Annotated in this window: 27 protein-coding genes; 11 read left to right on the top strand and 16 right to left on the bottom strand. The window is 47.5% G+C overall.

What is annotated here, in order from left to right; genetic code table 11:
* Positions 1–129: 129 nt before the first annotated feature.
* From C1A11_RS00470 to C1A11_RS00455, 4 genes are all read left to right on the top strand, one after another.
* Entirely contained in the window at positions 130–942 is an 813-nt protein-coding gene (locus C1A11_RS00470; protein ID WP_102048471.1) for a glycosyltransferase family 8 protein, read from the top strand.
* A gap of 200 nt (positions 943–1,142) precedes the next feature.
* Positions 1,143–1,358: a helix-turn-helix transcriptional regulator gene (locus tag C1A11_RS00465; RefSeq protein ID WP_102048470.1), complete on the top strand. Its 216-nt coding sequence runs from the start codon at positions 1,143–1,145 to the stop codon at positions 1,356–1,358.
* Positions 1,358–1,828: a hypothetical protein gene (locus C1A11_RS00460; protein ID WP_102048469.1), complete on the top strand. Its 471-nt coding sequence runs from the start codon at positions 1,358–1,360 to the stop codon at positions 1,826–1,828. The genes C1A11_RS00465 and C1A11_RS00460 overlap by 1 nt, the downstream gene beginning before the upstream one ends.
* Before the next feature lie 107 nt (positions 1,829–1,935).
* A complete protein-coding gene (locus tag C1A11_RS00455) occupies positions 1,936–2,142 on the top strand; it encodes a hypothetical protein (protein ID WP_102048468.1) in 207 nt (68 codons plus the stop codon).
* A gap of 134 nt (positions 2,143–2,276) precedes the next feature.
* On the opposite strand, the gene groL is transcribed toward C1A11_RS00455, so the two are convergent.
* From groL to C1A11_RS00440, 3 genes are all read right to left on the bottom strand, one after another.
* Entirely contained in the window at positions 2,277–3,911 is a 1,635-nt protein-coding gene (gene groL, locus C1A11_RS00450; protein WP_102048467.1) for a chaperonin GroEL, read from the bottom strand.
* Between the two features lie 47 nt (positions 3,912–3,958).
* Positions 3,959–4,246, bottom strand: coding sequence for a co-chaperone GroES (locus C1A11_RS00445; RefSeq protein WP_102048466.1), 288 nt, complete (start codon positions 4,244–4,246; stop codon positions 3,959–3,961).
* Positions 4,247–4,505: 259 nt separating this feature from the next.
* The gene (locus C1A11_RS00440; protein ID WP_102048465.1) at positions 4,506–5,471 is read right to left on the bottom strand and encodes a diacylglycerol/lipid kinase family protein; all 966 of its coding nucleotides are present in this window, start codon (positions 5,469–5,471) and stop codon (positions 4,506–4,508) included.
* Positions 5,472–5,764: 293 nt separating this feature from the next.
* Here C1A11_RS00440 and C1A11_RS00435 point away from each other — a divergent pair, with 293 nt between their 5' ends.
* On the top strand, positions 5,765–6,469 hold the full coding sequence (locus C1A11_RS00435) for a DUF421 domain-containing protein (RefSeq protein ID WP_102048464.1): 705 nt from the start codon (positions 5,765–5,767) through the stop codon (positions 6,467–6,469).
* A 1-nt stretch (position 6,470) separates the two neighbouring features.
* Here C1A11_RS00435 and C1A11_RS00430 read toward each other — a convergent pair whose 3' ends face one another.
* The 4 genes from C1A11_RS00430 to C1A11_RS00415 form a co-directional block, all read right to left on the bottom strand.
* Positions 6,471–6,809, bottom strand: a complete 339-nt coding sequence (locus C1A11_RS00430) for a YqfO family protein (RefSeq protein WP_102048463.1) — start codon at positions 6,807–6,809, stop codon at positions 6,471–6,473.
* Positions 6,810–6,964: 155 nt separating this feature from the next.
* Positions 6,965–7,507: an NADH peroxidase gene (locus tag C1A11_RS00425; RefSeq protein WP_102048462.1), complete on the bottom strand. Its 543-nt coding sequence runs from the start codon at positions 7,505–7,507 to the stop codon at positions 6,965–6,967.
* Between the two features lie 172 nt (positions 7,508–7,679).
* Positions 7,680–8,204, bottom strand: a complete 525-nt coding sequence (locus C1A11_RS00420) for a Gx transporter family protein (protein ID WP_102048461.1) — start codon at positions 8,202–8,204, stop codon at positions 7,680–7,682.
* A 24-nt stretch (positions 8,205–8,228) separates the two neighbouring features.
* Entirely contained in the window at positions 8,229–9,281 is a 1,053-nt protein-coding gene (locus C1A11_RS00415; protein ID WP_102048460.1) for an FAD:protein FMN transferase, read from the bottom strand.
* A gap of 212 nt (positions 9,282–9,493) precedes the next feature.
* Between C1A11_RS00415 and C1A11_RS00410 the strand changes: the two genes are divergently transcribed.
* The 4 genes from C1A11_RS00410 to C1A11_RS00395 all read left to right on the top strand — a co-directional run bounded on the left by C1A11_RS00410 (position 9,494) and on the right by C1A11_RS00395 (position 13,359).
* Positions 9,494–9,949, top strand: coding sequence for a hypothetical protein (locus C1A11_RS00410; RefSeq protein WP_102048459.1), 456 nt, complete (start codon positions 9,494–9,496; stop codon positions 9,947–9,949).
* A gap of 195 nt (positions 9,950–10,144) precedes the next feature.
* Positions 10,145–10,642 (top strand): DUF4358 domain-containing protein, encoded by a 498-nt coding sequence (locus C1A11_RS00405; RefSeq protein ID WP_180950185.1) that lies wholly within the window; start codon positions 10,145–10,147, stop codon positions 10,640–10,642.
* A gap of 133 nt (positions 10,643–10,775) precedes the next feature.
* Positions 10,776–12,167 (top strand): MBOAT family O-acyltransferase, encoded by a 1,392-nt coding sequence (locus tag C1A11_RS00400; protein WP_102048457.1) that lies wholly within the window; start codon positions 10,776–10,778, stop codon positions 12,165–12,167.
* 13 nt (positions 12,168–12,180) lie between these two features.
* Positions 12,181–13,359, top strand: a complete 1,179-nt coding sequence (locus tag C1A11_RS00395; protein WP_102048456.1) for a DHHW family protein — start codon at positions 12,181–12,183, stop codon at positions 13,357–13,359.
* Between the two features lie 50 nt (positions 13,360–13,409).
* Here C1A11_RS00395 and C1A11_RS00390 read toward each other — a convergent pair whose 3' ends face one another.
* A complete protein-coding gene (locus C1A11_RS00390) occupies positions 13,410–13,940 on the bottom strand; it encodes a YcxB family protein (RefSeq protein ID WP_242965775.1) in 531 nt (176 codons plus the stop codon).
* Between the two features lie 390 nt (positions 13,941–14,330).
* On the opposite strand from C1A11_RS00390, the gene C1A11_RS00385 reads away from it, so the two are divergent.
* Complete coding sequence (locus C1A11_RS00385; protein WP_242965774.1) at positions 14,331–15,680, top strand: MATE family efflux transporter; 1,350 nt, start codon at positions 14,331–14,333, stop codon at positions 15,678–15,680.
* 163 nt (positions 15,681–15,843) lie between these two features.
* Here the strand turns inward: C1A11_RS00385 and C1A11_RS00380 are convergent, their stop codons facing one another.
* Both C1A11_RS00380 and C1A11_RS00375 read right to left on the bottom strand, forming a co-directional pair.
* Positions 15,844–16,869 (bottom strand): tyrosine-protein phosphatase, encoded by a 1,026-nt coding sequence (locus tag C1A11_RS00380; RefSeq protein ID WP_102048454.1) that lies wholly within the window; start codon positions 16,867–16,869, stop codon positions 15,844–15,846.
* Complete coding sequence (locus tag C1A11_RS00375; protein WP_278335955.1) at positions 16,866–18,848, bottom strand: fructose-1,6-bisphosphatase; 1,983 nt, start codon at positions 18,846–18,848, stop codon at positions 16,866–16,868. The genes C1A11_RS00380 and C1A11_RS00375 overlap by 4 nt, the downstream gene beginning before the upstream one ends.
* A 162-nt stretch (positions 18,849–19,010) precedes the next feature.
* Here C1A11_RS00375 and C1A11_RS00370 point away from each other — a divergent pair, with 162 nt between their 5' ends.
* Positions 19,011–19,925, top strand: a complete 915-nt coding sequence (locus C1A11_RS00370; protein ID WP_102048453.1) for a radical SAM protein — start codon at positions 19,011–19,013, stop codon at positions 19,923–19,925.
* Between the two features lie 216 nt (positions 19,926–20,141).
* Here C1A11_RS00370 and C1A11_RS00365 read toward each other — a convergent pair whose 3' ends face one another.
* The 6 genes from C1A11_RS00365 to C1A11_RS00340 all read right to left on the bottom strand — a co-directional run bounded on the left by C1A11_RS00365 (position 20,142) and on the right by C1A11_RS00340 (position 25,601).
* Positions 20,142–20,618, bottom strand: a complete 477-nt coding sequence (locus tag C1A11_RS00365) for a (2Fe-2S)-binding protein (RefSeq protein ID WP_102048452.1) — start codon at positions 20,616–20,618, stop codon at positions 20,142–20,144.
* A gap of 1 nt (position 20,619) precedes the next feature.
* A complete protein-coding gene (locus C1A11_RS00360; protein ID WP_102048451.1) occupies positions 20,620–21,471 on the bottom strand; it encodes an FAD binding domain-containing protein in 852 nt (283 codons plus the stop codon).
* A 66-nt stretch (positions 21,472–21,537) separates the two neighbouring features.
* Positions 21,538–22,002, bottom strand: coding sequence for a hypothetical protein (locus tag C1A11_RS00355; protein ID WP_102048450.1), 465 nt, complete (start codon positions 22,000–22,002; stop codon positions 21,538–21,540).
* Positions 21,999–22,943, bottom strand: a complete 945-nt coding sequence (locus C1A11_RS00350; RefSeq protein WP_102048449.1) for an ABC transporter permease — start codon at positions 22,941–22,943, stop codon at positions 21,999–22,001. Before C1A11_RS00350 ends, C1A11_RS00355 begins: the two co-directional genes overlap by 4 nt.
* Positions 22,940–24,076: an ABC transporter permease gene (locus tag C1A11_RS00345; protein WP_102048448.1), complete on the bottom strand. Its 1,137-nt coding sequence runs from the start codon at positions 24,074–24,076 to the stop codon at positions 22,940–22,942. Before C1A11_RS00345 ends, C1A11_RS00350 begins: the two co-directional genes overlap by 4 nt.
* Positions 24,042–25,601: an ABC transporter ATP-binding protein gene (locus C1A11_RS00340; RefSeq protein ID WP_102048447.1), complete on the bottom strand. Its 1,560-nt coding sequence runs from the start codon at positions 25,599–25,601 to the stop codon at positions 24,042–24,044. The genes C1A11_RS00345 and C1A11_RS00340 overlap by 35 nt, the downstream gene beginning before the upstream one ends.
* Between the last annotated feature and the right edge of the window lie 72 nt (positions 25,602–25,673).

Raw genomic sequence — 25,673 nt, 5'->3', positions numbered from 1 at the left:
TTGCACGCGCTCTTTTCAAATTAAACAGATTGTTCACACAAACACGCGGCAAACGCGGTAAAATACTGTTAGTCAATGGAATCTCTGATTCCTAACTACAATTAAGAAAGCGCAGGGATAAAATTTGTGATGATTCACTTATTAGTAACGTTAGACCAAAGATATATTCCCATTTTGCGGGTGATGCTCGCTTCTATTTTGCACACTACGCCCGATACTTCGTTTACACTTTACCTCGCCTGCAGCAGCTTAACACCAGACGATTTTAAAGAAGTTGCACGGGGATTTGACGAAGCGCGGCTGATTTTGCAGCCAATTACGGTCTGCGATGATGCACTTGCAAACGCGCCCATTGAGGACCGCTATCCTAAAGAAATGTATTACCGCCTTTTTGCCGCAAAATTTTTACCGCAAACACTCGACCGCGTGCTGTATCTCGATCCTGACATTGTCGTGCTGAATGACATCCGGGAATTTTATAAATTGGACCTGGGTTCTTACTTTTTTGCAGCCGCGAGCCATGTGAAACGAAGCTTTCAGGCCCTTAATAATCTAAGGCTTGATATGCCCAACGGCAGTGCATACGTCAACAGTGGTGTTATGCTGATGAATTTAGCCGCACTGCGCCAAGAGCAGAACACGCAGGATGTATTCGACTATATAGCAGAAAATAAAGCAAAGATGCTTTTGCCAGATCAAGACGTATTGAATGCTCTTTATCACGACCGCATTTTGCACCTTAATCCGTTACTTTATAATCTTTCAGAAAAATATTATCGGCACTATAACCTCTCTCCTAAAAACCCGCCGATTGATGTGGATTGGGTACGCCGCCACACTGTGTTTATGCATTACTGCGGCCGCAATAAGCCTTGGAAGCCTCATTATCGTGGCAAACTTGATATTTTTTACCACGAAGCAGAAGAAATGTTGCCAAAATAAAAACAGAGCCGCTTTCTCACCGGAGAGTGGCTCCTTTTTTATATTTATAGCACAGCATCGTTTGATTACTTAAAAAACAGCGGCAAGATAAATTAAAGACTGAATTTTAAAACTCAAAAAATTTGTAAAACACGCTTGACATTTTATGTAAAGCCAGCTATACTAATTTTGTCAAGCGAGCTTAACATTAATTTTGGGAGGTGCGACCCACGAAAACAAAAATCAAAGAGCTGCGAAAAGCTGCAAAAGTCAGCCAGGAAGAATTGGCTCTTGCGGTTGGCGTGACAAGGCAGACCATTATCAGCCTAGAAAACGAAAAATACACTGCCAGCTTAATTTTGGCGTATAAAATCGCCCGCTATTTTAATCAAAGTATCGAAGAAGTATTCGATTTTACAGACTTGGAGGAATTGTAATGGAAACAAAAATGGATGCAAAATTGCAAGCTTATCGTCAGCAGCTGCAGCGGCGGCAGCAACTTATCGCCAGTGCATTAGCACTCAGCTGCATCGGTATTTTTTCGATTAATTACTTTTTTGGCGCTGCCGCACGCAGCCACGGCGGAGATTTCATTCACGGTTTTCAACTTGGGCTTTTTATCGGCTTGGAACTGTTGCTTGTTTACCACGTAAGCAAAATTATGGCAGCCCAGAAAAACGACAAAGACCTGCTTGCCTTGTATATTGCTGAACATGATGAGCGCAAGGCCAGCATTCGCCTGCACACATTTGCCACCAGTGGCTTGTTTTCTATGGGCCTGCTTGCATTTGCAGCTATCGTTGCAGGCTTTTTTGACGAAAAAGTTTGCATTACCCTCATCGCTACACTTTTTGTGTTGGCCTTGGTAAAACTCCCCTTTAAAATTTATTACGCAAGGAAGTTTTAACTCAGCGGAGGAGTTAAAGATTTCTTTGACAGCAAGCTTTTTGAGGCAGGACTGCAAAGCTCAATCTGCCCGCTGCTATTATTTTGGCGAAAGGGAGTCTTTTGTGTATGAAAAAAGTGGATTTTCTGCTTCAATTAGATTTACTGGTTGGTCTGCTTGCCAGCTTAACGGCGCTTTTCTTTCGTAATTATTTGACTGACTTTTGGATTGGTTTTTTTGAGGGCATTGCCCTTACCTTACTTATCTTTTGGCTCATTGCAAAAGTGATTTTACTACTGCGCAAATACGACAAGGCACATCGTAATTCCACCTAGCTTTTATGCTATTTGCTTTCTGTGCGGATGCAAAGCTTCCTCACTATCGCTTTTTAAAATTCAGGGGTTGCGAACAGAAAAAAATAAAACAGGCACAGCGTTTTGCTGTGCCTGTTTTTCATATTCAGTGCCGATTAGTACATGCCGCCCATGCCGCCGTCCATTGCGGGCATTGCCGATGCTTTGTCTTCAGGCTCGTCAGCAACAAGGCTCTCAGTGGTGAGTACCATTGCTGCAACAGAAGCAGCGTTCTGCAGAGCGCTGCGGGTAACTTTGGTCGGGTCCACAACACCGAAGTCAGCGATCATATCGCCATACTGTTCGGTCTGGGCGTTGAAGCCATAGCCAATTTTACCGCTGTTCTGAATTTTGTCGATGATGACGCTGCCCTCAAGGCCTGCGTTTTTCGCAATCTGGCGAAGCGGCTCTTTGACAGCTGCCAGCACGATGCGAGCACCGGTTTTCTCGTCGCCTTCGAGGTTTGCGGTAGCTTTTTCGACTTCGGGGATGATGTTAACGAGAATGGTACCGCCGCCTGCGACAATGCCCTCTTCCACAGCTGCTTTGGTTGCGGAAAGTGCGTCTTCGATGCGGAGTTTCTTCTCTTTCATCTCAACTTCGGTTGCTGCACCAACTTTGATGACGGCTACACCACCGGAGAGCTTTGCAAGGCGCTCTTGCAGCTTCTCTTTGTCAAACTCAGAAGTGGTGGTCTCAAGCTGTGCACGAATCTGTGCAACGCGAGCTTTGATGTCTTCGCTTGCACCTGCGCCATCGACGATAACGGTGTTCTCTTTGGTCACCTTTACCTGGCGTGCAGTGCCCAGCTGGTCGAGGGTAGCATCTTTCAGCTCCAGACCAACTTCTTCGCTGATAACAACACCGCCGGTGAGGACAGCGATGTCCTGCAGCATCTCTTTGCGGCGGTCACCAAAGCCCGGTGCTTTGACAGCAACGCAGTTAAAGGTGCCGCGCAGTTTGTTCACGATGAGGGTAGAAAGCGCCTCGCCTTCGATATCCTCAGCGATGATAACGAGTTTTTTGCCCATTTTGACAATCTGCTCAAGCAGGGGCAGCAAATCCTGAATAACCGAGATTTTTTTGTCGGTGATGAGGATGAACGGGTCGTCCATAACCGCTTCCATCTTGTCCGTATCAGTTACCATGTACGGGGTGATGTAGCCGCGGTCGAACATCATGCCTTCAACAACCTCAGAGTAGGTGTCGGCAGTTTTGGATTCTTCAATGGTGATAACGCCGTCTGCGGTTACTTTTTCCATTGCATCAGCAATCAAATCGCCAATGGTGGCATCTGCTGCGGAAACAGTAGCAACACGGGCAATGTCTGCGCTGCCGCTGACTTTTTTGCTGCCTGATTTGATAGCTGCAACTGCTGCATCAACTGCTTTCTGCATGCCGCGTTTGATATCCATCGGGTTTGCACCAGCGGCAACGTTCTTCATGCCCTCGTGTACGAGTGCCTGCGCCAGAACGGTTGCAGTGGTGGTGCCATCGCCGGCAGCATCGTTGGTTTTGGTAGCAACTTCTTTAACCAGCTGTGCGCCCATGTTCTCAAACGGATCTTTCAGTTCGATCTCTTTTGCAATGGTCACACCGTCGTTAGTGATAAGGGGTGCGCCAAATTTGCGCTCCAGCACTACGTTGCGGCCTTTGGGGCCTAGAGTGATTTTAACAGTGTCTGCGAGCTGGTCGATACCGGCCTGCAGTTTTTTACGAGCATCTTCGCCATACAAAAGCTTTTTAGCCATGAGAAATCTCTCCTTTAATATGATAATCTAAAAAATCGAACTGTTGGTTAGTCCTCTACCACAGCAAGAATATCGCTCTGGCGGACAATCAGGCACTCTTCGCCGTCAAGCTTAACTTCGGTGCCGGCATATTTAGCAGCGATTACTTTATCGCCCACTTTAACGGTCATTTTGACTTCGTTACCGTCCACCATACCGCCAGGCCCAACTGCAACTACAACGGCGACCTGCGGCTTTTCTTTTGCGCTGCCGGCCAGAATGATACCGCTTTTGGTAGTCTCTTCTGCTTTTTCGGCCTTGATGACAACTCGGTCAGACAAAGGTACGATTTTCATAACAAATATCCCCTTTATTTAAAGTAATTTTTCGTTTAGCACTCTTCATTCTTGAGTGCTAAGATTATTTTAACTCATTTTTCTTAAATTGCAATAGTTAAATTGAAAAAAAATTATGAACAAATGTGTAGTTTTCCCTGTTTTGTCTGATAAAAAAGCAGCGGAGAGTTTTTTCTCCGCTGCTTTTACCTTTTATTTTAAAAATTGGCTGCTATTTTGTGCTGTTTTATAAACGCGCTATTTTTATCGACGCTTACCTTTATAGGGTCGCCATGGCCTGCGCCGGAGATTTTGCTATGTATTCTTTATAAAGCTTTGCGGGCAGAACAAATTGCCCGGCTTTCGGGACATTGCGAATATTCAATAGATCGCGCGGCATACATTCGCCGTCAATATTTGCAATAATCGTTTCTTCGGGCTGAATCGTTACCTCATGCCCCCGCCGAAATTGGATGATTTCTTTTAGCGCTTCGGCAATTTCGCCATTTTCAAAGTGGCGTCCACTCTGATACTGCGCAATCAGCTGTGCAATACGCAACCGGCTGATTTTCTTTACCAGCACCACATCCAGAAGGCCATCGTCCATACGTGCACAAGGCGCCGCGCAAAAGCCCCCACCGTAATAACTGCCGTTTGCCACCGCTGCTATCATATACTTTCCAACAAAGGTTTCCCCATCTATCGTAACCGAAAGCACTCTGCCCAGCGGCTTGCAAATGTTTTCTATAATGGAAAGGTCGTAAGCGAGTGAGCCACCCATAAAAGGAATACGGCGATATTTCGGAATCTCGTACGCCACCGAAGCATCCAGCCCGACAGAGCAGATTGCAATGCCTATCTTCCCGTCCACTTCCATGAGGTCGATGGGAATTGCTGTGCCTGCAATATTGTCTGTAAGATTCAAAAAATCCTCTTTGGTGCCAAAATTACGCACCATGTCGTTCCCCGACCCTACCGGCAGGCAAGCCACCTCGGCCTCTGGGTAAAGGTATGCACCGGAGATGACCTCGTTTAATGTGCCATCTCCACCACAGGCGTAGAACCGCACCGGCTCACGCGCCATTGCATACTGTTTTGTAATCTCGGTAGCGTGTCCGGGGTGATTGGTCAGCTCTATCGTATAATCTAAGCCCAACGGAGCCAATTGCTCAATCAATTTCGGTACAAGCGTGCCGGTTACATCAGATTTGCCCGCATTGGGATTTACAATAAAAATATGCTTCATTGCTACGCCCTCCGGAAAAGTCCTTCTGCAAAATAATTTACCTTTTTACATTACGTGAACTTTCACTCAATATGATAAACTTTTTCTTTCACACTTACAACTCAGGTGTGAAAAATCCCACATATTGCACTGATAAACACCCTGGAATTGGTGCAAAATACAACATGAATGCGTATGTGGCAGGCTTGCAATACTTCGTTTATCTTCTGCTGCGCAAATAAGCCGTCTGCGATGCTGTGCAAACGCACCGATTCGGTTTGATACAAATTTTTCGCGAAAGGAATGCCCTATTCATGAATATTCTTTACGTTATCCTTACCAGTATATGCTCCATCATCGCACTTTTTGTCCTCACCAAGCTAATGGGCAATCGGCAGCTCAGCCAGATGAGTATGTTCGACTATATCAACGGCATTACAATTGGCTCTATTGCGGCTGAGTTTGCGACAAACCTGGAAAACCCCTTACATTCTTTTACAGCAATGGTCGTTTATGCGCTTGCCGCAATCGGCATTTCTCTTTGCACCTGTCATTCTATAAAACTACGCAAATTTTTCAACGGGCAGCCACTGGTGCTTTATTCTCACAACAAACTATACAAAAAGAATCTTGCCTGCGCGAAAATGGACATCAACGAATTTTTGACACAATGCCGTATTGCAGGTTATTTCGACTTAAACCAGTTGGAGTCTGCGATTCTTGAAACAAATGGACAGGTAAGCTTTTTGCCACTTGCAGAGCAGCGCCCTATTACCGCTTCCGACCTTGGTGTTACACTGCAGCCTGAGGTTTTGCCCTACTATGTGGTGCTGGACGGAAAGCTCATTGATGCAAACTTGCAAGCTTCTGGCCGAGACGAAAAATGGCTTGAAAAAGAGCTTCACGCTTTGGGCATGACGCAGCTGAGCGATATCTTTTTCGCTGCGATTGATACCAAAGGCAAGCTATATGCCATCCCCATGCTGGAGGAAAAACGCCAGCACAACTGTTTTGAATAGCTTATAACTCTGAAAGGCCGGTTGCAAGCAACGGCAGCACATTAATAACAGGCTCCTCATATGGGTGGGCAGCCTTAACCGCGCACAACGTTTGAGGCAGTTTTTCTACCCGGCAGCAAACTTCTATTTTCAGTTCCGGCGCACTGCATAACACCCCAACCTCTCCATCGTAAGGGTCAGCACCTTCCAGTGGCCGCCAATAGCCCTGTACCTGCGTGGTGGAAAGGCAGCTGTCATAATTACCGATGTGTCCTGCGTCTTCTTGCTGCAGAGCAGCACGCACGGCTTCGAAATGACTTTCTGGTACAAAAATTTCGAGCTTTACGATTTGGACTTGCATGATAATGCCTCCTTTTTTCTTATTGTAGCACAAAATCCCCTGCCAAAACTGGCGGGGGATTTTTTATTCTAACGCTATATACCAAAAGCCCCCCACATTTCTGCGAGGGCTTTTGAACCAGGGGAAAACTATACTTTTTTTGGTAAGAGGATAACTTATTTGAAGAAGCGTGCATACAGGCCAGCAAAGCCTTTGCCGTGACGTGCTTCGTCTTTTGCCATCTCATGAACAGTGTCATGGATTGCATCCAGGTTGAGCTGTTTTGCTTTCGCAGCAAGCTGCATCTTGCCGTCGCAAGCACCATGCTCTGCATCAATGCGCATCTCGAGGTTCTTTTTGGTGGAATCAGTCAGCACTTCGCCGAGCAGCTCTGCAAATTTAGCAGCGTGCTCTGCCTCCTCAAAGGCATAGCGTTTGTAAGCCTCAGCAATTTCGGGATAGCCCTCGCGGTCAGCCACGCGGCTCATTGCCAGGTACATGCCAACCTCGCTGCACTCGCCGTTAAAGTTCATGCGCAGGCCCTCGATGATTTCAGGATCAACACCCTGTGCAATGCCAACAACATGCTCAGCAGCATAGACAGTGGTGTCTTTCTGCTCTACAAACTTAGAAGCCGGAGCTTTGCAAACCGGGCAGGACTCCGGAGCGGAATCGCCCTCATGTACGTAACCGCAAACAGTGCAAACAAATTTTTTCATAATCGTAATCTCCTTTATTATTTGTGTTATTCGAGCCATCTTGTGGCTTGTTTTTTGCCGTGATTAAACTATACCATACTGGTATAGTTATGTCAATACATTTTCCAATTTTTTCTAATAATTTTTTTTAAAAGAAAGCTGTCTGCTCTTTCTTAAAGCAGACAGCTTTCTTTTAATTTGTTAAATTGAGTTTTTGAAGTGTCGGCATCAGCGCCTTTAGGGTAAGGCTAGTCATCGTGCCCATGCCAATACCCGCTAAAATGAGCACGGGGGTATAGGCAAATGAAACCGCTGTACCAAGCCAGAGTGCTGCCATCGCCAACTGGCCAAGATTATGGGTAATTGCACCCAACACCGAAAGAATGAGGTAAGAAGCTTGCCTGCGCGTCAGTAGCAACAGCAGAAGCATAACTGCAAGCGAGCAAAAGCCGCCCGACGCTGAAAGTGCCGCTGCTGCTACCCCGCGGGTTAAAAACACGAAAAAGCTTTTCATCAGCACCAGCACAGCTGCCTGCCCTGCCCCCATAGTAAAAAGTGCATACATAACAACAATGTTTGCAAGGCCCGGCTTGATGCCGGGGGGTAACCCGAGTGCGGGGGTTACAATGCCTTCTACAACCGAAAGCACAATGGCAAGCGCAAACAGCATTCCGCTAAAAGCAACTCTACGTGCCTGACTTTTTGTATTCCGCTGCAACGCTTCTCCTCCTGATTGTCTATATTATATATATTGTATTGTATATGACTTTTGCGCCTCTTCGGTCAGCTCAAGGCTGCCTTCCAGACCTTTTGTCGCATACAAGGTTCCTTTATTGTCCAGCAGCAAAATCTGCACATCATCTTGTGCCGCGGCCCACGCAAGGCTTTTTTGCTCGCCCCAGACATAAAGCGTGGTCGAAAGAAAATCTGCCAAAGTGCCATCGGGGGTGACGATGCCGACCGAAACGATATCGCTTTCTACCGGCCAACCAGTTTGTCCGCTAATAATGTGACAATATTTTTTACCATTTTCTACGAAATAGCGCTCGTATCCACCTGAAACTGCAAGCACCTGGTCTTTCATTGCAAGTGATGCAATATAGCTGGATTCATCTCCATTGGGGTCACGGAATCCCACACGATAAAGGCTTCCATCTGGCTTTGTGCCCTTTATATACACATTGCCGCCGATATTAAGCACCGCAGAAGTGATTCCCTGCTCGTCATATATTTTTTGTGCCGCGGTGCATGCATTACCTTTTGCAATCCCGCCTAAATCGAGCCCCTGGCCCGGTGCAAGCTGTACGGTTTTGTTGATAGGATCCAGCTTTACGGCAGCATCATCTACCAGCGGCAAAAGTGCGTCAATCTCGCCTTGCGGGGGCACTTTCGGGTTTTCTCCGGTAACACCCCAAAGCAGCGTCAACGGTGCAATCGTTAAATCAAAAGCATGGTCAGACTGAGCAGAAAGCTCTAAGGCGCGAGATAAAAGTGCGTAGGTTTCATCGCTTACCGCAACCGGCGTGCCCGCACCTGTATTGATTTTGGCAATCTCGCTGGTATTGCTAAACAGCGAAAGCCTGTCCTCATATTCTCGCAGCGCGGCATTCACCTGCGCCATCGCTTTTTCTGCGTTTTTGCCATACACCGCCTGCGTAATTACAGTGCTCATCGCGTAGGTGGTATCAGTGTACTGTGTTTGGGCAGCTTTTTTGTTTATTAATAGGACGGCTGCGGCGCCAACCGCTACAACCGCCGTGGCTGCCAGCAGCGCTTTTTTTGCTTTCGGGTTCATGTTTCAAATCCTCTCATGTGTGCATCCGATGAGTTGTCCTGATTTTTCATTTTAGAATTATATTGTGAAAAAGTCAAGAAAGCCTCTTATTTGGCTCACAATTTTGTACAGTGCCACAAGCTTAAATGAGCAACTGTTTGACAACTCATCTAAAAAACAGTATAATAGGCCAGTATTCCCCAAAACTCAAGAATCAGGAGGCAACTCTGCAAATGAAAAAATTGCTTGCAATTTCCACCTTGCTTGTTGTCGCACTTAGCTTTTTAACTGGCTGCACACCCGATTATAAAGACGGTGTCTACCATGCTGAGTTTGCGAATTTCGACAGCCATGGTTGGAAAGAGTATGTGGATGTTCAAGTAAGCGGAAATACCGTTACGGTACTTACCTTCGACGGTGTTGATGTAGACGGCAAACTGAAATCTGCGGATGAATCCTATCGCAGCAACATGCAGTCCGTAGAGGGCACTTATCCTGCAAAATTCTATGCAGATATCACCAACCAGTATCTTGAATCCGGCAAATTGAAAGATGTCGCTACGGTGGCTGGTGCAACGGTGTCCACCAATAATTTTAAAACCTTGATGCAGGCACTGGACGAAAACATGAAAAACGGCAACACTACTGTTGTTGTTGTAAATGAAACTTCCAGTTCCAAATCCAAATAGTCGATAAAACATCGCCCTTGCCATCAGCGGGGGCGATGTTTTTTTGCGCTTTGTCAGGTTTGTGAATATTCGGTAACATTTGCAAGAATACTACAAAAAGGGTTGCATAAACAGCCAATTTAAAGTAGTATATTAAGCATCGGGGCGGCCTTTTTGGCGCCGATTTTTTCACAAAGAAAGGATATGCAAAAATTTATGAAAAAAATAGTTTCAACCGTACTTGCTGCCTGCATGGTCGCTGTATTAGCGGTGGGCTGTGGAAGCAGCTCTGCAAACTACAATATCAACGACATCATGACTTCAATCGAAAAAGTCGCACCTGTAACTATGCCAGGTAACATCGATGACTCGATGCTGACCGACCTTTACGGCATCAATATGAGCGACGTGGAAGAATATGTGGGTAAATACTCCAACGTTAACGTTTCCAGCGACGAGATTTTGATTGTAAAAGCTGCAAAAGGCAAAGCAGATACCATCAAAACTGCCTGTGAGGCACGCCGCGATGCAAAAGCAAGCCAGTGCGAAATGTACCTTTCTCAAGAATATGAAAAAGCAAAAGCTGGCCGTATTGTTGTAAAAGGCGATTATGTCATCTTTGTTATTGCAGGTGACTCTGAAAAAATCATGGATGAAGGCGCTGAGGCAGTTTACAAGCCCATCGACGAAGCCATTGATAACGCGTTAAAGTAAAGCCAAGGTTTGCGAATTGCCTTGCGAAATCGCATATAATTCGATATACTTGTGGTTGTACCGATACTGGCCGGCGCCGTTTTGGCGTCGGCTTGTTTTGTGTAATTGAAATATTTCTGAAGTTGGTGATTGTTTGATATTCAGCAGCCTGTTGTTCATTTTCCGTTTTCTTCCCATTGCGCTGGCGATTTATTACCTTGCGCCTGCAAAATTAAAAAATCTCGCACTTTTTCTGGTCAGCATCTTTTTCTACTCCTGGGGCGAGGTACGCTACTTCCCCATCATGCTGGCCTGCATTGTAGGTAACTATTTTATTGCGATTTTTCTCGGTAAAAATCAGGACAAGCCTACCGTGCGCCGCTGGCTTTTGGTATTAACCCTGGTTTTTAACCTTGGTATGCTTTTCTTCTTTAAATACACCGATTTCTTTATCATTAATATCAACGCCCTGTTCGGCACATCTATTGGGCTGTTAAGGCTGACTTTGCCCCTTGGCATCAGCTTCTACACCTTCCAGACGATGAGCTACACGCTGGATGTATACCGCGGAGAGGTGGAGCCCGAGCGCAACATTATTGACTTGGGCGCTTATGTTGTCATGTTCCCGCAGCTGATTGCTGGCCCTATTGTTTTGTATAAAGACGTTGCCGCTCAGCTCAAAGTCCACAAAAACCGCTATACTCTTTCTGAAATTGATGCAGGCATCGGTCTTTTTGTGCTGGGCCTTGCCAAAAAAGTTTTGCTTGCAAACAGCATTGGCGCTTTGTGGGATGATATTAAGGTGCTTGGCTATGCCAACATCTCGACCCCTCTTGCATGGTTGGGTGCAATCGCCTTTACGCTGCAAATTTACTTTGATTTTTCCGGCTATTCCACCATGGCCATCGGCCTTGGCAAAATGCTGGGCTTCAACTTCCCTCTAAACTTTAACCTGCCTTATATTTCGCGCAGCATCACCGATTTCTGGCGTCGCTGGCACATGACACTGTCCGGCTGGTTCCGCGAATATCTGTATATCCCCCTTGGCGGCAACCGCCGTGGCATGAAACGACAGGTACTCAACCTCTTCATCGTGTGGTGTCTTACCGGGTTTTGGCATGGCGCTAACTGGAACTTTTTACTCTGGGGCTTTTACTATTTTGTGCTGCTTACCGTCGAAAAACTATGGTTGCACAAACCGCTTGCAAAGGGCAAAATCTGGCCCCATATTTACGCACTCTTCTTTATTGTTGTTGGCTGGGCAATTTTTGCGGTAGACACCGGCATGGGCGACCTTGCGATGTTCTTTAGCAAATTGTTCATTCCGCAGAGTGGTATTTCGGCAGGGTATTTTGTGCGAAACTATGGCCTCAGCCTGTTGCTGGGCATTGTTTGCAGCACCCCCTACCCCGGGCGCTTCTACCATAAGCTCTGCCGCCAGAAAAAAGAAGTTCTGCGCATTGCTTTTCTCGCCGTGCTGTTGCTAGTTTCAATTGCATACCTCGTCGACAGCACCTATAACCCGTTTATCTATTTCCGTTTTTAAGGAGGCGTAGTGTATGAAAGAAAAATGGAAAACGCTGCTGCGCCACCCCGCAGTTATTGTATTTAGCAGTTTCATCATTTTATTTAGCCTTGCCGATAACCGCGCAAACAATCGCGCTTTCAGCGAATTAGAAAACCGTTCACTGGCCAAAAAGCCAATTGTTACACGTACAAATCTGCTCGCCGTCGATGAGGATAAAAAGTTTTCGTACTTGTATGAAACCTATGTCAATGACCAGTTTCTTGGCCGAGACGTCTGGATCACACTAAAAAGCCGCGTCGAAGGCTTGCTGATGAAAACAGAAAACAATGGCATTCTTTATGGCGACAACGGCACCATGTACCAAAAATTCTACACGGTAGACACCACTCAGCTGGAGAACAATACAAAGGCTATTGAGCGCTTTATAAGCCGCCATCCGGGCCTTGTAAAGGTGATGATTGTCCCCTCTGCTGATATGGTTAGCCCCAATGCGCCGAGCGCACCTTTCGTTGATGAGCTGCCGTACCTGCAGGATATGGCAACACGGTTTGGCGCAAACGGCACTTTTATTGATTTGCTGCCCGCCTTTACCGCCCATCAATCAGAGCCGCTTTATTATGCGACTGACCACCACTGGACAACCAGCGGCGCTTACCTGGCTTATCGGCAATTTGCAGCCGAGGTCGGCAAAGGCTCGTTTACTCCATCAGGTCATACTGCAACCACCGTTGATGACTTCTTTGGCACTTTATACAGCAAGTCCAAGCTGTACAGTGCAGTGCCCGATACTCTCACCTATTACAGCGACCTTACCAACCCAATGGCAATTTTACAGGGCGGCACATTGGAGGAACAGCAACTTGCAGCAAATGCAGGGCTGGAGACCAGTTTTGTAGACTTGTATGACGAAACCAAACTGGAGGTTCGCGATAAGTACGCGATGTTCCTTTATGGCAATAACGGATTCTCTCGCGTAGAAGGCAATGGTACCGGCAAAGTACTGGTTATCAAAGACAGCTATGCAAACTGCTTTGTTCCGTTCTTAACTGCCGACTATGCGCAAATCGACATTATTGATCTTCGTAATCTACGTTCCAGCGTGGATAAAATCATTGCCGAAAACGGTTATGATGATGTGCTGATTCTTTACAACTTCCAGAGCTATCAGGCAGACAAAAACCTGCCCGGCCTGAACTTGTACAATAGCTAATTCTTGTATTATAAAAAAAGAACCGGAGATCTTTCTCCGGTTCTTTTTGTTTACACCTTGCCCATTTTTTTGTACGTGCCTGCAAACTTCTCTTGCAAGAATGTACGGAAAGCCGCTACATCTGTTACATCTTTTTTTCTTACCAGCGAGGCTTGATTCGCCGTGAGGTAAAAGATAAAATAATCGTGCGTTTCTAATAGCTGATAGATTTGGTCATATCTCAGCTCACCGCTGGAATGCATTGCTTCGTTTTCCATTTGTATTACTTCTTCGCCAAAACGCAGGGTGCTAATGCTCCCAAATGCTCCGGTTTTATCTGTGGTAACACGTTGTTTGTTTTTTCGCTCTACCTGAAAGCACACTGCCGCCACTGCAACCACAAACATCAGTATCGTAACCACTAAAAAAGGTGCCAAGCTAAACGCACCCTCGGTAAGTTGAACGGCTGCGCTGCCCAAAAACGCCAGTAGTAAAATGATGGGCAAGGTAAGCTTGTTTCTAAAAAAAGTGGCAAGGTACAAAAATTTTTTGTAATCCTCTTTTTCCATCTTCGTTTGTATCACAAAATAAAAACGATCCATAAATATCCCTTTCTGTTGGCAAGCTGTTTGTTTTATTATAATAGAAAATGCCAACAACCACAATGGAGCAAGTGGCTTTTTTGATTTTATATCCCTTTTGTCTACTTTAACTTGTTCATAGGTTAATCTAACATTCTATACAGCTAGACCTTCTTGAACTTTGTTATAAGCCCTATTAAAATGCACGCATTGTTTTTTGGGCAAAATTAACAAAAGCCTTTTCGGCTTTTTTCGTGCTTTATGGACCATTTGTGCGTTTTATTAAATGTAAAGTAAAAAAACTTGCATTTATATTGAAAAATGATTAGAATAGAAAAGCTGCTTTGTTTTGCTTTGTCTCGAAGTGGCTGGATAGGAGTGAATTTTTTGGAACAAAAAAAGCAAAATAAAATGGGGACAAGACCTATTTTACCGTTAATTCTGGCAATGTCGTTGCCCGCAATGATGTCGATGTTGGTACAGGCTTTGTACAACGTCGTTGATAGCTACTTCGTAGCGCAAGTAAGCGAAAGTGCACTTACTGCGGTTTCGCTGGTTTTCCCAATTCAGAACCTGCTGATTGCAGTTGCGGTTGGCACCGGTGTTGGTCTCAATTCGCTTATCAGCCGCCGTTTGGGCGAGCGCAACCAAAAAGATGCCGATAGCGCCGCTACCCATGGTTTGCTGATTGGCCTTTTGAATTGGCTGTTTTTCGCTCTTTTGGGCATTTTCTTCTCGCGTACTTTCTTTACGCTTTTTACTGCCAACCCTGAGATTATTGCAATGGGCGAAAGCTATATGTCCATTGTTTGTATTGGCTCGGTAGGTTGCTGTGTTTCAATTAACATTGAAAAAACTCTTCAGGCAACCGGTGATATGATTCACCCGATGCTCTCTCAGCTGCTTGGTGCAATCACTAATATTATTCTGGATCCGCTGTTCATCTTCGGTATTGGGCCCTTCCCCCAAATGGGCGTTGCAGGTGCCGCAGTGGCAACAATCATTGGGCAAATTGTCTCTATGCTTTATTTGCTGTTCGTGCTTTTCACCAAAAAACATGGCGTTTCGGTCGTGTTGCGCGGGTTTAAGCCCACCCTTTCGATGATTAAGAACATTTACGCAGTTGGCTTCCCCGCTATCATCATGCAGTCGATTGGCTCGGTGATGGTAGTAGGTATGAATGCTATTTTGATTGCATTCTCTGAAACTGCGGTCGCGTTCTTTGGCATTTACTTTAAGCTGCAAAGTTTCGTATTTATGCCCGTTTTCGGCCTCAACCAAGGCCTTTTGCCGATTATCGGCTTCAACTATGGTGCACGCTCTCGTCACCGCGTCACCCAAACCGTCAAATGGGGCAGCATCATCGCCGTCATTATTATGGCTTCCGGCACTATCTTGTTCTGGGCTTTGCCGACAGAGTTGCTTGGCATTTTCAATGCCTCGGAGCAGATGCTTGCAATTGGCGTGCCCGCTTTGCGCACCATCAGCTTGTGCTTTATCCCTGCCGCACTCGGCATTGTTTTCTCTTCTGCTTTTCAGGCTTTGGGCAAGGGCTTTTCGAGCCTTTTCATTTCGATTTTGCGTCAGCTTATCGTAATCCTGCCCGTTTCTCTTGCATTTGCAGTGCTGACCCACGACCTGACCGTGGTGTGGTATGCTTTCCCGATTGCGGAAACCTTTTCGTTGATTGCAAGCATTCTCATCTACGCAAAACTTTATCGCAATGTGTTAATGGGTTTGCCTGAATATGGCGAGCAGTAATATTCCCCGGATACAAAACTTTAGCCGGGCAGCTTGGTATTATCCAGCTGCCCGGCTTTTTCGCCTTTTGATATAAAAAACAGCAGACCGCTGAATGAGATTGCGGCCTGCTGTTTTCATTGTTTATGGTTACACGCTATGCGACAACTTTTCGCTCAGCGGTTTAGCTGCTTTCTTTTACGGGATGCGGTGATTCCAAATACATCGCGCGCAATGCTGCAAGCTTTGTGGCATCCAATCCGTACTCGCACTCAAAAAACGCTTCTTTTGACGGGTACCGAACTTCTATCTCGTCAAGGGCGGCTTCCAGGTTGTAAAGGCCTACACCGCCAATTGCAGTAAGGTAGCGTTTTACAAACTGGGGCTGACCTTCACGATAATATTGGTCCACTAAGCGATCAATATTTTTGCGGCAACAGTGATTGGTGAGCATATAATCTTCTTCAATTAACTTGCGCGGCACGCCCAGCGCAAGCAAAATCAATGCAGCCCCTATGCCGGTACGGTCTTTGCCCGCCGTACAATGAAACAAAATCGGTGTCTTTTCTGAAAGCAGCTGATCGAACATCCACTGGTACGCACGGTTAGCAAACGGCATAGCACGATAGATATCCATGAAATCTTTTTCGTCCTGCTCCATCTCTTCTGCAGTTTGTGTCAGCAGATGAGCAGGGTCAAAATCCTTCTCGTTGCCATCCATATTTAAAATTGCAGAAATTGCACGGTAATCGGCATCCGGCAGCTCCGGGTCCGGGTGCTGTTCTATCTCTCCCCCGCTGCGAAGATCCAGCAAAGTACGAATACCCAGCGAAGCAATTTGCTCTGTCTCCGCTTCGGTCAAGTGCGAGAGTCGGGCAGAGCGGTAAAATCTGCCCCAACGCACAAATCTGCCCTCTTCGGTGCGATAACCGCCAAGCTCGCGAAAATTCTCTACACTTTCAAACGGCAAGATGCGCAGCGACGTTACATAATGACTGCCGCAATCATCAAGCACATGAAAGAAGCATCGTTTGCCCGGCATCGGATCATCCAGCTCCACAAGGTCAGTGAACTCTGCTGCCAGTGCATCCGGAGTGAACCCATCCGGCGAGGTGCTGGTAAACAAGCTATATTGGCCTGGCATCGCTGCGGTTACGGTATAGTCTGTGTCGGTTTTGCGTGTTTCAAATGCGGTGGCAAAATCTATCATTGCTTGTTGTTCTCCTTTATTATTCCCGCGCGGTATGCTGCCAGCAGTCGCTGCAGCTCGGTAATCTGGCGACGAATCGCCTGCCCTTCATCGGTATCCTCAATGAGCCGACGTTCACGGTTGGTTTCAAAAATCGCAACACTGGATAGGATATCGCGATTTTCCGTAATGGCTTTCTGAATCGACTCAAACGGCTCGTGGCTGCGCAGTGAAAGACCTCGTGAAGACGAAACCAGCGTGTATCCGGCAAGGCCTGTTTTGCTGTGGTACGCTTTGCAAAATCCGCCATCAATTACAATCAGTTTGCCGCCTGCCTTAACGGGATTTTCGCCTTTCGCGGCAAGCACCGGCACATGTCCGTTAATAATGTGCGCATCATTGGAGTTAAGCCCAAATTCACGCAGCAACATGCAAAAAGTCTCTTCGGAATCGGTGTAGTCGTAATAGAAATTTTTCTTCTCGTCCCAGGTATCTTTTTCGTTAAGGAACAGGTGCTCAAATGTGGACATCTTTGCACGGCCATAAATAGGCGATTTCGGGCCGCACCACAAATACCATAAAAAGTCTCTGCCCCGCTGCCGCTCGTCGCTTTCCTCGGGGGCAAAGTAGCCTTGGCGTGCTGCTTTTTCGCAATACTCCATCAAGGCACGGCCATGGTATTCCGTCCCCTCAAAGCAAACCTCATCCATGGTACCGTCAGCTTTCAGCGGAATTGCCCCATGGAACAGCAAATTGTCATTTTCAATGCGGTAAACGCTGCCCGCCGCATAGAAAAAGCGAGCCTGACGAGCCAGCTTTTCGCTCTGCATAAATGCACGGCAAAGTTTTGCCAGCACGTCTGCTTCCTCTTCTGTCAGCTTTTCCGGGTCAGCAGGGTCAATGGTCGGCAAATCGGTATCCTGCAGCATGTATATCTTGCCGCCTATGTTTACTGTGCCAGCAGAAAAATCAATTGCGCCCAGCAGCAACCGGTCCTGCATTGCAAAGTCCGGATTGCGGCGAATCGTCTGTGCCTCGAGCTTCAGCATGATAATGGCGATTGCTTTATGCATGCGTGCAATGCGGTCAGTATCCTGTGGGCTAATATAGGCAGTTTCTGCTGCACTAGGTGCAAAGCGGCTGCAATCCACATGGGCGTATACCTGCTCTGCAAGCTGGCCAAGTGGGCGCAGGCTGATACCGTACCCCTCTTCTACCAGTTCTGCATTGTTATAGCTCAACGTAATATTCAGCGCCGCTGCCACACAGGCCGGGCTGCCGGCAGCTGCACCCATCCACAGTATATCATGGTTGCCCCATTGCAGGTCAACCGAATGGTGAGCCATCAGCTTATCAATGATAATATCCGGGCGAGGACCGCGGTCGAAGATATCGCCCACAATATGCAGCTTATACACTGCGAGTTTTTTAATCAGCTCTGCCAGCGCAGCAATAAACTCTTCTGCGTGGCCCACATCGAGGATAGCTGTGATAATCTGATCGTAGTAGCGCTCTTTGGGATGGTCTTCAAAATGTGCGTGCAACAGCTCGTCGATGATATATTCAAAATTTTTCGGTAAGCTTTCACGCACGAATTTTCGAGTGTTTTTACTGGCAACAAAGCGGCAAACCTCTACCATGCGATAAAGCGTGAGCCGATACCATTCGCGATTGACGATGCCCAGCTCTTTGAGCTCCTCTATTTTTTGTACAGGGTAATAAATCAATGTTGCAAGGCGGGACCGCTCTTTTTCGGAAACCGTTTTACCAAGCACAAAATCAACTTTTTCTTTGATGACACCCGACGCATTATTCAGGATATGCGTAAACGCCTCGTGCTCCCCGTGCAGGTCACTCATAAAGTGTTCTGTGCCCTTGGGCAGCTTTAAAACAGCCTCTAAGTTGATAATTGCCGCAGAGGCAGCAGACATTGTAGGATATTCTTGAGACAAAAGCTCCAGGCAGCGTTGCTCCGGAGTAGTTGCAGAGCTAAAATACACGGTTTCAAACACCTCATCATTCTTTGTATCTTATCATTTCATATTAGTTTAAGTATATCACAAAAGCCCATTCCTGTGGTATAATTCTTGTAAAAACCGCTCTGGTATGCGGCATTTTCTGCAATGTGCCAATGGGCGGTTTAGGAACAAAACCGGAAGTAGATGATTAAGTTGACCTCACCTTACCAGCATTGCACCCTTTGCCCACGCAACTGCGGTGTTGACAGAACCCAAACGCGCGGACGGTGTGGCTGCACCGATACCCTGCTGCTCTCTCGTGCAGCACTCCATTTTTGGGAAGAACCCTGCATCAGCGGTACCGGAAAAGATGCCCCTGGCAGCGGCACTGTTTTTTTCTCGGGTTGCAGTTTAGGCTGCTGTTTTTGCCAGAACCACGAAATCAGCCGCGGCGCGGTGGGCAAGGCAACCACGCAAGCACGGCTTACCGAAATTTTTTTAGAGCTGCAAGCCAAAGGCGCGGCAAACATTAATCTTGTCACACCAGACCATTACCTGCCCGATGTTCTCGCTGCACTTTCTGCCGCACGCCCCGGGCTTCGCATCCCCGTTGCCTGCAATTGCTCTGGTTACGAAACTGTCGAAACCGTGCGCGCACTGGCCGAGCATACGAACATCTTCATGCCCGACCTTAAATTTTTCAGCCCTGATGTTTCAGAAAAGTTTGCCCGCGCAAAGGATTATTTTGCAGTTGCGTCACCTGCCATCTCTGAAATGGTTCGTCTTGCCGGGCCGCCTCGATTTGATGATAACGAAATGCTGCACAGCGGCGTTATCATTCGTCATTTGATTTTACCCGGACACCACAAGGACAGTTTACAGCTTTTGGATTGGCTGGCTGAGGCTCTGCCGAAAGATGGCTTTATTTTAAGCTTGATGAGCCAGTATACCCCGTACCTACAAAGCCCATATGCCGAGCTTAACCGCAAACTATCGAGCTATGAGTACAAAGCTGTTGTTGCCCATGCAGAAGCGCTGGGCTTTGAATACATTTACACCCAACAGCGCACCGCCGCGAAAGAAGAATATACCCCGCCATTTGATTTGGAGGGCATTTAGACTTTTGCTTTAATATAATGCTCTTACTTTGCCTTATCATTGGCAAGGCTTAAAGCTTCCTTGGGGGCCACCGCCTTTTCGCTGTATTGAAAAAATCATGCTAAACAACAGCTTGTTTTCGGAGAAGCCGCATCCTGTTCTATATAATAAAAGCCCCTGCTCTGGCGCATTGCTAGGCAGGGGCTTTTTGTTTTAAATTAAGATTGCTTTTTCAGACTATTTTTCCGTCTTGCGATGAGCAGCTACTTCCTGCACCGCTTCTACCATTTGTTGGTATCCGGTGCAGCGGCAGAGGTTGCCGGACATCCCTCGGCGAATTTCTTCTTCGCTGGGCTCGGGGTTTTGGTTCAGCAAATGGCTGACCGAAACAATCATTCCCGGACTGCAAAACCCGCATTGAATCGCTCCGTGGTCGATAAAAGCCTGCTGAATATCGCTTAGCTCGCCATCTTGCTCAATACCCTCAATCGTGGTAATACTGCGACCTTCTGCGCGCAATGCAAGGAAAAGGCAGCTGTTTACGCTGGTGTCATCCACCAAAACAGTGCAAGCTCCGCAATCACCCTCACCGCAGCCCTCTTTGGTGCCGGTAAGGCCAAGCTCTTCCCGCAAAAAGGTAAGCAGCGTGGTATCGTCTTCTACCATTCGTTCTACCAACGTGCCATTCACGGTGCAATGCAGCATCTGTGCCATACTAAACACCCTCCTTGTTTGCAAGTTCCAAAACCAGTTTTTCTAAAAGATTTGCACAAACCATACGTCGGTAATCAGCACTGGCCCAGCGGTCGTCTATGGGTGCAATTTCTGTTTGAACCAATTCTGTCGCCTGTAAAAGCACCTCTTGGGTCAGCGCTTTACCCTCAAGCAGTGCTGCGGTTTTGGCACACAGCCGCACGGTTGGTGCAGCTGCGCCAACTGCAATACGCAGCGCAGAAAGCTTGCCTTCGCTGTTTGCATTTACAGCAACCGCCATATTGATGCAGGATACCGCAAGCGCATTGCGTTTGCCCACTTTATAAAAGAGTGATTCGCTGCCTGCCTTTGGTACAAAAACGCGAGTCAATATCTCGTCCGGCAGCTTTACCGTTTTGCCTGGTGCTGTAAAAAACTGCTCGGCGGCAACGCGTCTTGTCCCTTTTGCGCCTACCAGTTCAAACTCTGCTCCAAGCGCCAAAAGCGGTGTTGCTGCATCTGCAGAGGGTGATGCAGCACACAAATTGCCGCCCAGCGTAGCACGGTTGCGCACCTGGGGGCCGCCCACTTCACAGGCGGCCTGCCAAAGCGCATAGGCGTATTGGCGGCAAAGCGGCAGGTGCTCTAGCTCATCAAAAGTGAGGCCAGCCCCAAGCACCAAAGCATCTTCTTGTTCTTGCACAGAGTGCAGTTCTGCAACCTGGGTAAGGTCAATGACTTCTTGCCCAATGGACAGCCCTTTGTTATAGTTGACCATTAAAACGGTGCCACCGGCAAGGTAACTCCCGTTTGTTTTGGGTTGAAGCTCTATGGCCTGCGCAAGTGTTTGCGGGCGGTGTAATACAAAACTCATAGCTCAGAACTTTCCTTTCGGTGTTTGGGTAGGCTTTTGCTGCGTCTGGGGCAACGCCGTAAAATGTTATGACAGGCGCTCGAAGATTTCGACATAGCTGCCGTCTGCAATCGTGCGGAATGCATCGATATAATATCCGCCGTTTTCGTAGACAATGCCGTACTCTTCAAACTGGCCGGGCAACCGGGCTGCACGCTCAAATTTAGCACTGCCCTGTTCATTCCCCTGTTCCATCTCTATTCCCCGGAAAAAGATCCAAAACGGAATCAAATAAGGATAGGTTCGCTCATCTTCCCAGTTTTTACAAAACTCTTCTTTGCTGCAGATATCCCGCAGCTCTTTGGTCAAAAAATCGTATACTTTTGCGGGGTCATTTTCGTTTGCCGCTTTTGCCATTGCCAGCACACGCTTTTCGGCGTATGGTTCACCCTTTGGCGAAAGTGCCGGGTGGGTAAGCAAAAAGCCTGCAAGCACTGCAACCAGTAAAGCTACCACTGCAAAAGCGATGCTCCATTTTTTTCGTTTGCTCATCGTTCCATCCTTGAATAGGGTTGTGTGTAAGCCGACGGAAATTCTGCTTTTTTAGATACACCTACCAGCACTACGATAGTGATGACGTAAGGCAGCATCAGCAAGAACTGGTTTGGAATCGGCGCGCCGAGTGCCTGCAAACGAATCTGCAATGCATTTGCAAAACCAAACAATAGCGAGCCCCACATGGCAAGGCTGGGCTTCCAGTGAGAAAAGATAACAACTGCAAGGGCAATGTATCCACGACCCGAAACAATATTATCGGTAAAGCTGTTCATGTAGGCAATGGTAAGGTAAGCGCCGGCAAGTCCGGCATAAGCGCCGCCAATCATCACCGCAGTGTAACGCACACCGGCTACCGAAATGCCTTTCGAATCTGCCGCGCGCGGATGTTCGCCTACCATTTTAATACGCAGGCCAAGCACGGTTTTTTCAAGCACAAACCATGTGATGGGCACCAGTGCGAAGATAATATAAACCAAAAGATTATGATTGAACAGCACGTCCCCGAAAAATGGAATTTTGGACAAGCCGGGAATCGGCAGCGCGCGGAAGTTCTCTACCTGCGGCGGAGATTTTTGCAGGCCAAACACAGAGCGATAGATGAATGCTGCAAGACCGCTGCCCAAAATAGTAAGTGCGGTGCCTGCAATGACCTGATTCGCTTTCATTGTTACGCTGAGGAAAGCCATAACGGTGCTCATCAGAACACCCGCTGCCATGCCACAAAGCACCCCCAGTGCAAGGCTTCCGCTAAAATAGCAGCCAAGGAAACCGGCAAGTGCTCCCATCAGCATGGTCCCCTCTAGGCCAAGGTTCATAACACCGGAACGTTGGGTATAAATTTCGCCCAAAGAAGTGGCGAGAATTGGGGTGGCAAGACGAATGGCAGAGCCAAGCACGCTTGCAAAAAAAGTTGTGGTAAAAATTTGCTGAATCATCCGTTGTCCTCCTCTCCGCCGTCCTCTTCGGCCGCGCCAGCTGTAACCGCTTTACGCGCATTGCGGCGCGCGGCAATCCATTGTTTCCAGCCGTTGCTCTGCCCTACTGTGCGGCAGATAACAAAGACGATAATGAGACCCTGAATGATATCCACCACCGAGTAAGGCACCTCGGTCATGCGCTGCATAGCGTTGCCGCCAGACATCAGCGCTGCAAAGAAGAACGAGGCAATGCCGATATCGATGGGGCGCAGGTTGCCGAGCAATGCCACAACAATGGCAAGATTGCCATAGCCGGATGAGATGTTGTCGAGCAAGCGGTACTGGGCGCCAAAAACTTCGGTCCAGCCCGCGATACCGGCAATACCGCCGGAAAGCACCATGGTAAAAAGCACAATGCCGGAAACTTTAAGCCCAGCGTATTTTGCCACCGTGTTGCTGGCGCCGACCAGCTTGAGCTTATACCCGTAAGCACTGCGCCAGAAATAATAAATGAAAATAAGCACCGCCAGACCAATAAAAATGCCATAGTTGACGCGCAGGTTGGAAACAAAGCGCGGTAGGCGGTAAGCTTCCGGGATAGACGCAGACTGAGGATTGTTGCCGCCGTTGGGGTCCATGAGCGGGCCGCGAATGAGGTATGCAAGCAGATACTGCGCTACATAGTTCAGCATCAGCGTAGTAATAACCTCGTTGGCGTTAAACTTTGCTTTTAAAAAGCCGGAAAGTCCACCCCAAAGTGCACCGCCAACAAAAGCGGCTACAAACGAAAGCAGCAGAATAAAAATGTTTTCGCCCGGCAGATAAAGGGTAACGCAGATTGCGAAAATGGCGCCAATAGTAAACTGACCGTCTGCACCGATATTCCAAATCTGGCTGCGGAATGCCACAGAAACACCGAGTGCAAGCAGCATCAGAGGTACTGTTTTAACAAGCGTTTCGCTGATGCGGCTTTTCGAGCCGAATGCACCCTTGAACATCTGTGCATATGCTTCCAGCGGGTTATTGCCCGAGATGGCAATGATAATGCCGCCCACCAGCAAAGCCAGTGCGATGGTGCCAAGGGCAGGCAGCAAACGGGAGAGGCCCTTGTCTAACTTATACGCGAGATTTTTCTTTTTCTTGGTTGCCATGGGGCGCCTCCTTCTTTTGGTTATCAAGCATCAAGTAGCCAATTTCTTCTGCAGAAGCGCCGCGCGGCAAAATGCCGGTAATGCGCCCATCATAAATTACCGCAATGCGGTCAGAAAGCTGTAAAATTTCTTCCAAATCTGCTGAAATTAATAAAACTGCTACGCCTTTGTTGCGCTGGGCAAGAATCTGTCCGCGAACATATTCGCTCGCGCCAATGTCCAAGCCACGGGTCGGGTGACTTGCAATCAAAAATTCCGGTTCATCAGCAAGCTCACGAGCCAGCACAATTTTTTGCTGATTGCCGCCCGAAAGATTTTTGATAATTTCATTGCGGCCAGTTGCCTTTACGTGGTATTGCTCCATCAGCTCTTCAGCATAAGCGTTTACCACGTCATAGTTAATTACCGGGCCCTTTTTAAAACGTTTTGCACCATGATTTTTTATAATGAGGTTGTTTTTGATGGAAAAATTCATTGCAATGCCGGTCGTCTGGCGATCTTCCGGTACATGGGCAATTTTATCGTTGATATAATCAATCGGCCGGCGATTTTGAATCGGTTTTTCGTTGTAAAGCATTTCGCCTTCACTCACCTTAGCCAGGCCAGTTAATACTTCTGCCAGCTCTTTCTGGCCATTGCCGTCGACCCCCGCGAGTCCCAAAATCTCTCCTTCATGAAGTTCGAGCGAAATGCCGCGCAGCGCTTCTACCCCGCAGGTATTTTTTGCGTGCACATCGCGTAAAGCTACCTTCACTTTGCCGGGCTCTGTCAATGTGCCCGCATCGCTAAAGTCAAACAGCACTTCGCGGCCCACCATCATTTGGGTCAACTCGTCTTTGGTAACATCGGGGCCCATTACACGGCTGCCGACATACTCGCCGTCACGCAGCACACTAATTTCATCTACGATTTCCATGATTTCGTCGAGCTTATGAGTAATGAGAATAACCGACTTGCCGTCCTCCCGCATTTTGCGCAGAATCACAAACAGCTCCTGTACTTCCTGCGGTGTCAGCACGGCAGTGGGCTCGTCCAGAATCAAAATATCAGCACCTTGATAGATGGCAGACAAAATTTCTACGCGCTGCTGCTGACCTACCGAAAGTGCTTCAATTTTAATAGCGGGGTCTACATCAAGATGATAGCGATCGCTCACTTCCTGAATTTCGCGCATGACGCGGCGGGTATCCAGCAGCGGGCCACGCTTTGACTTTGTGCCTACCATGATATTTTCTGCCACGGTCAACGGGCGTGCCAGCATAAAGTGCTGGTGCACCATACCGATGCCCAGTTCCATTGCTTTGAGCGGAGAATCGATAACGTGACGCTCTCCCCGCAGGTAGATTTCGCCCTCTTCCGGTTTATAAAGGCCGTAAAGCACATTCATCAGGGTGGATTTACCTGCGCCGTTCTCGCCGAGCAGGCCATGAATCGATCCTGATCTGATTTTTAAATCTACTTGTTTGTTTGCAACATTGCTTCCAAACCGTTTGGTTATGCCTCGCAATTCAACTGCGTATTCCAAAAGTATCTCCCCCGCCTTTGTTTGGTATGGTTGTTTTTCCTGCACTTAACAACGAGCTACCCCGAAGCCCAG

Source organism: Pygmaiobacter massiliensis (assembly GCF_900199435.1).
Lineage (GTDB): Bacteria > Bacillota > Clostridia > Oscillospirales > Ruminococcaceae > Pygmaiobacter > Pygmaiobacter massiliensis.
Note: the sequence above shows the minus strand (reverse complement) of the source record. Positions and strands in the feature narration are given on the sequence as shown.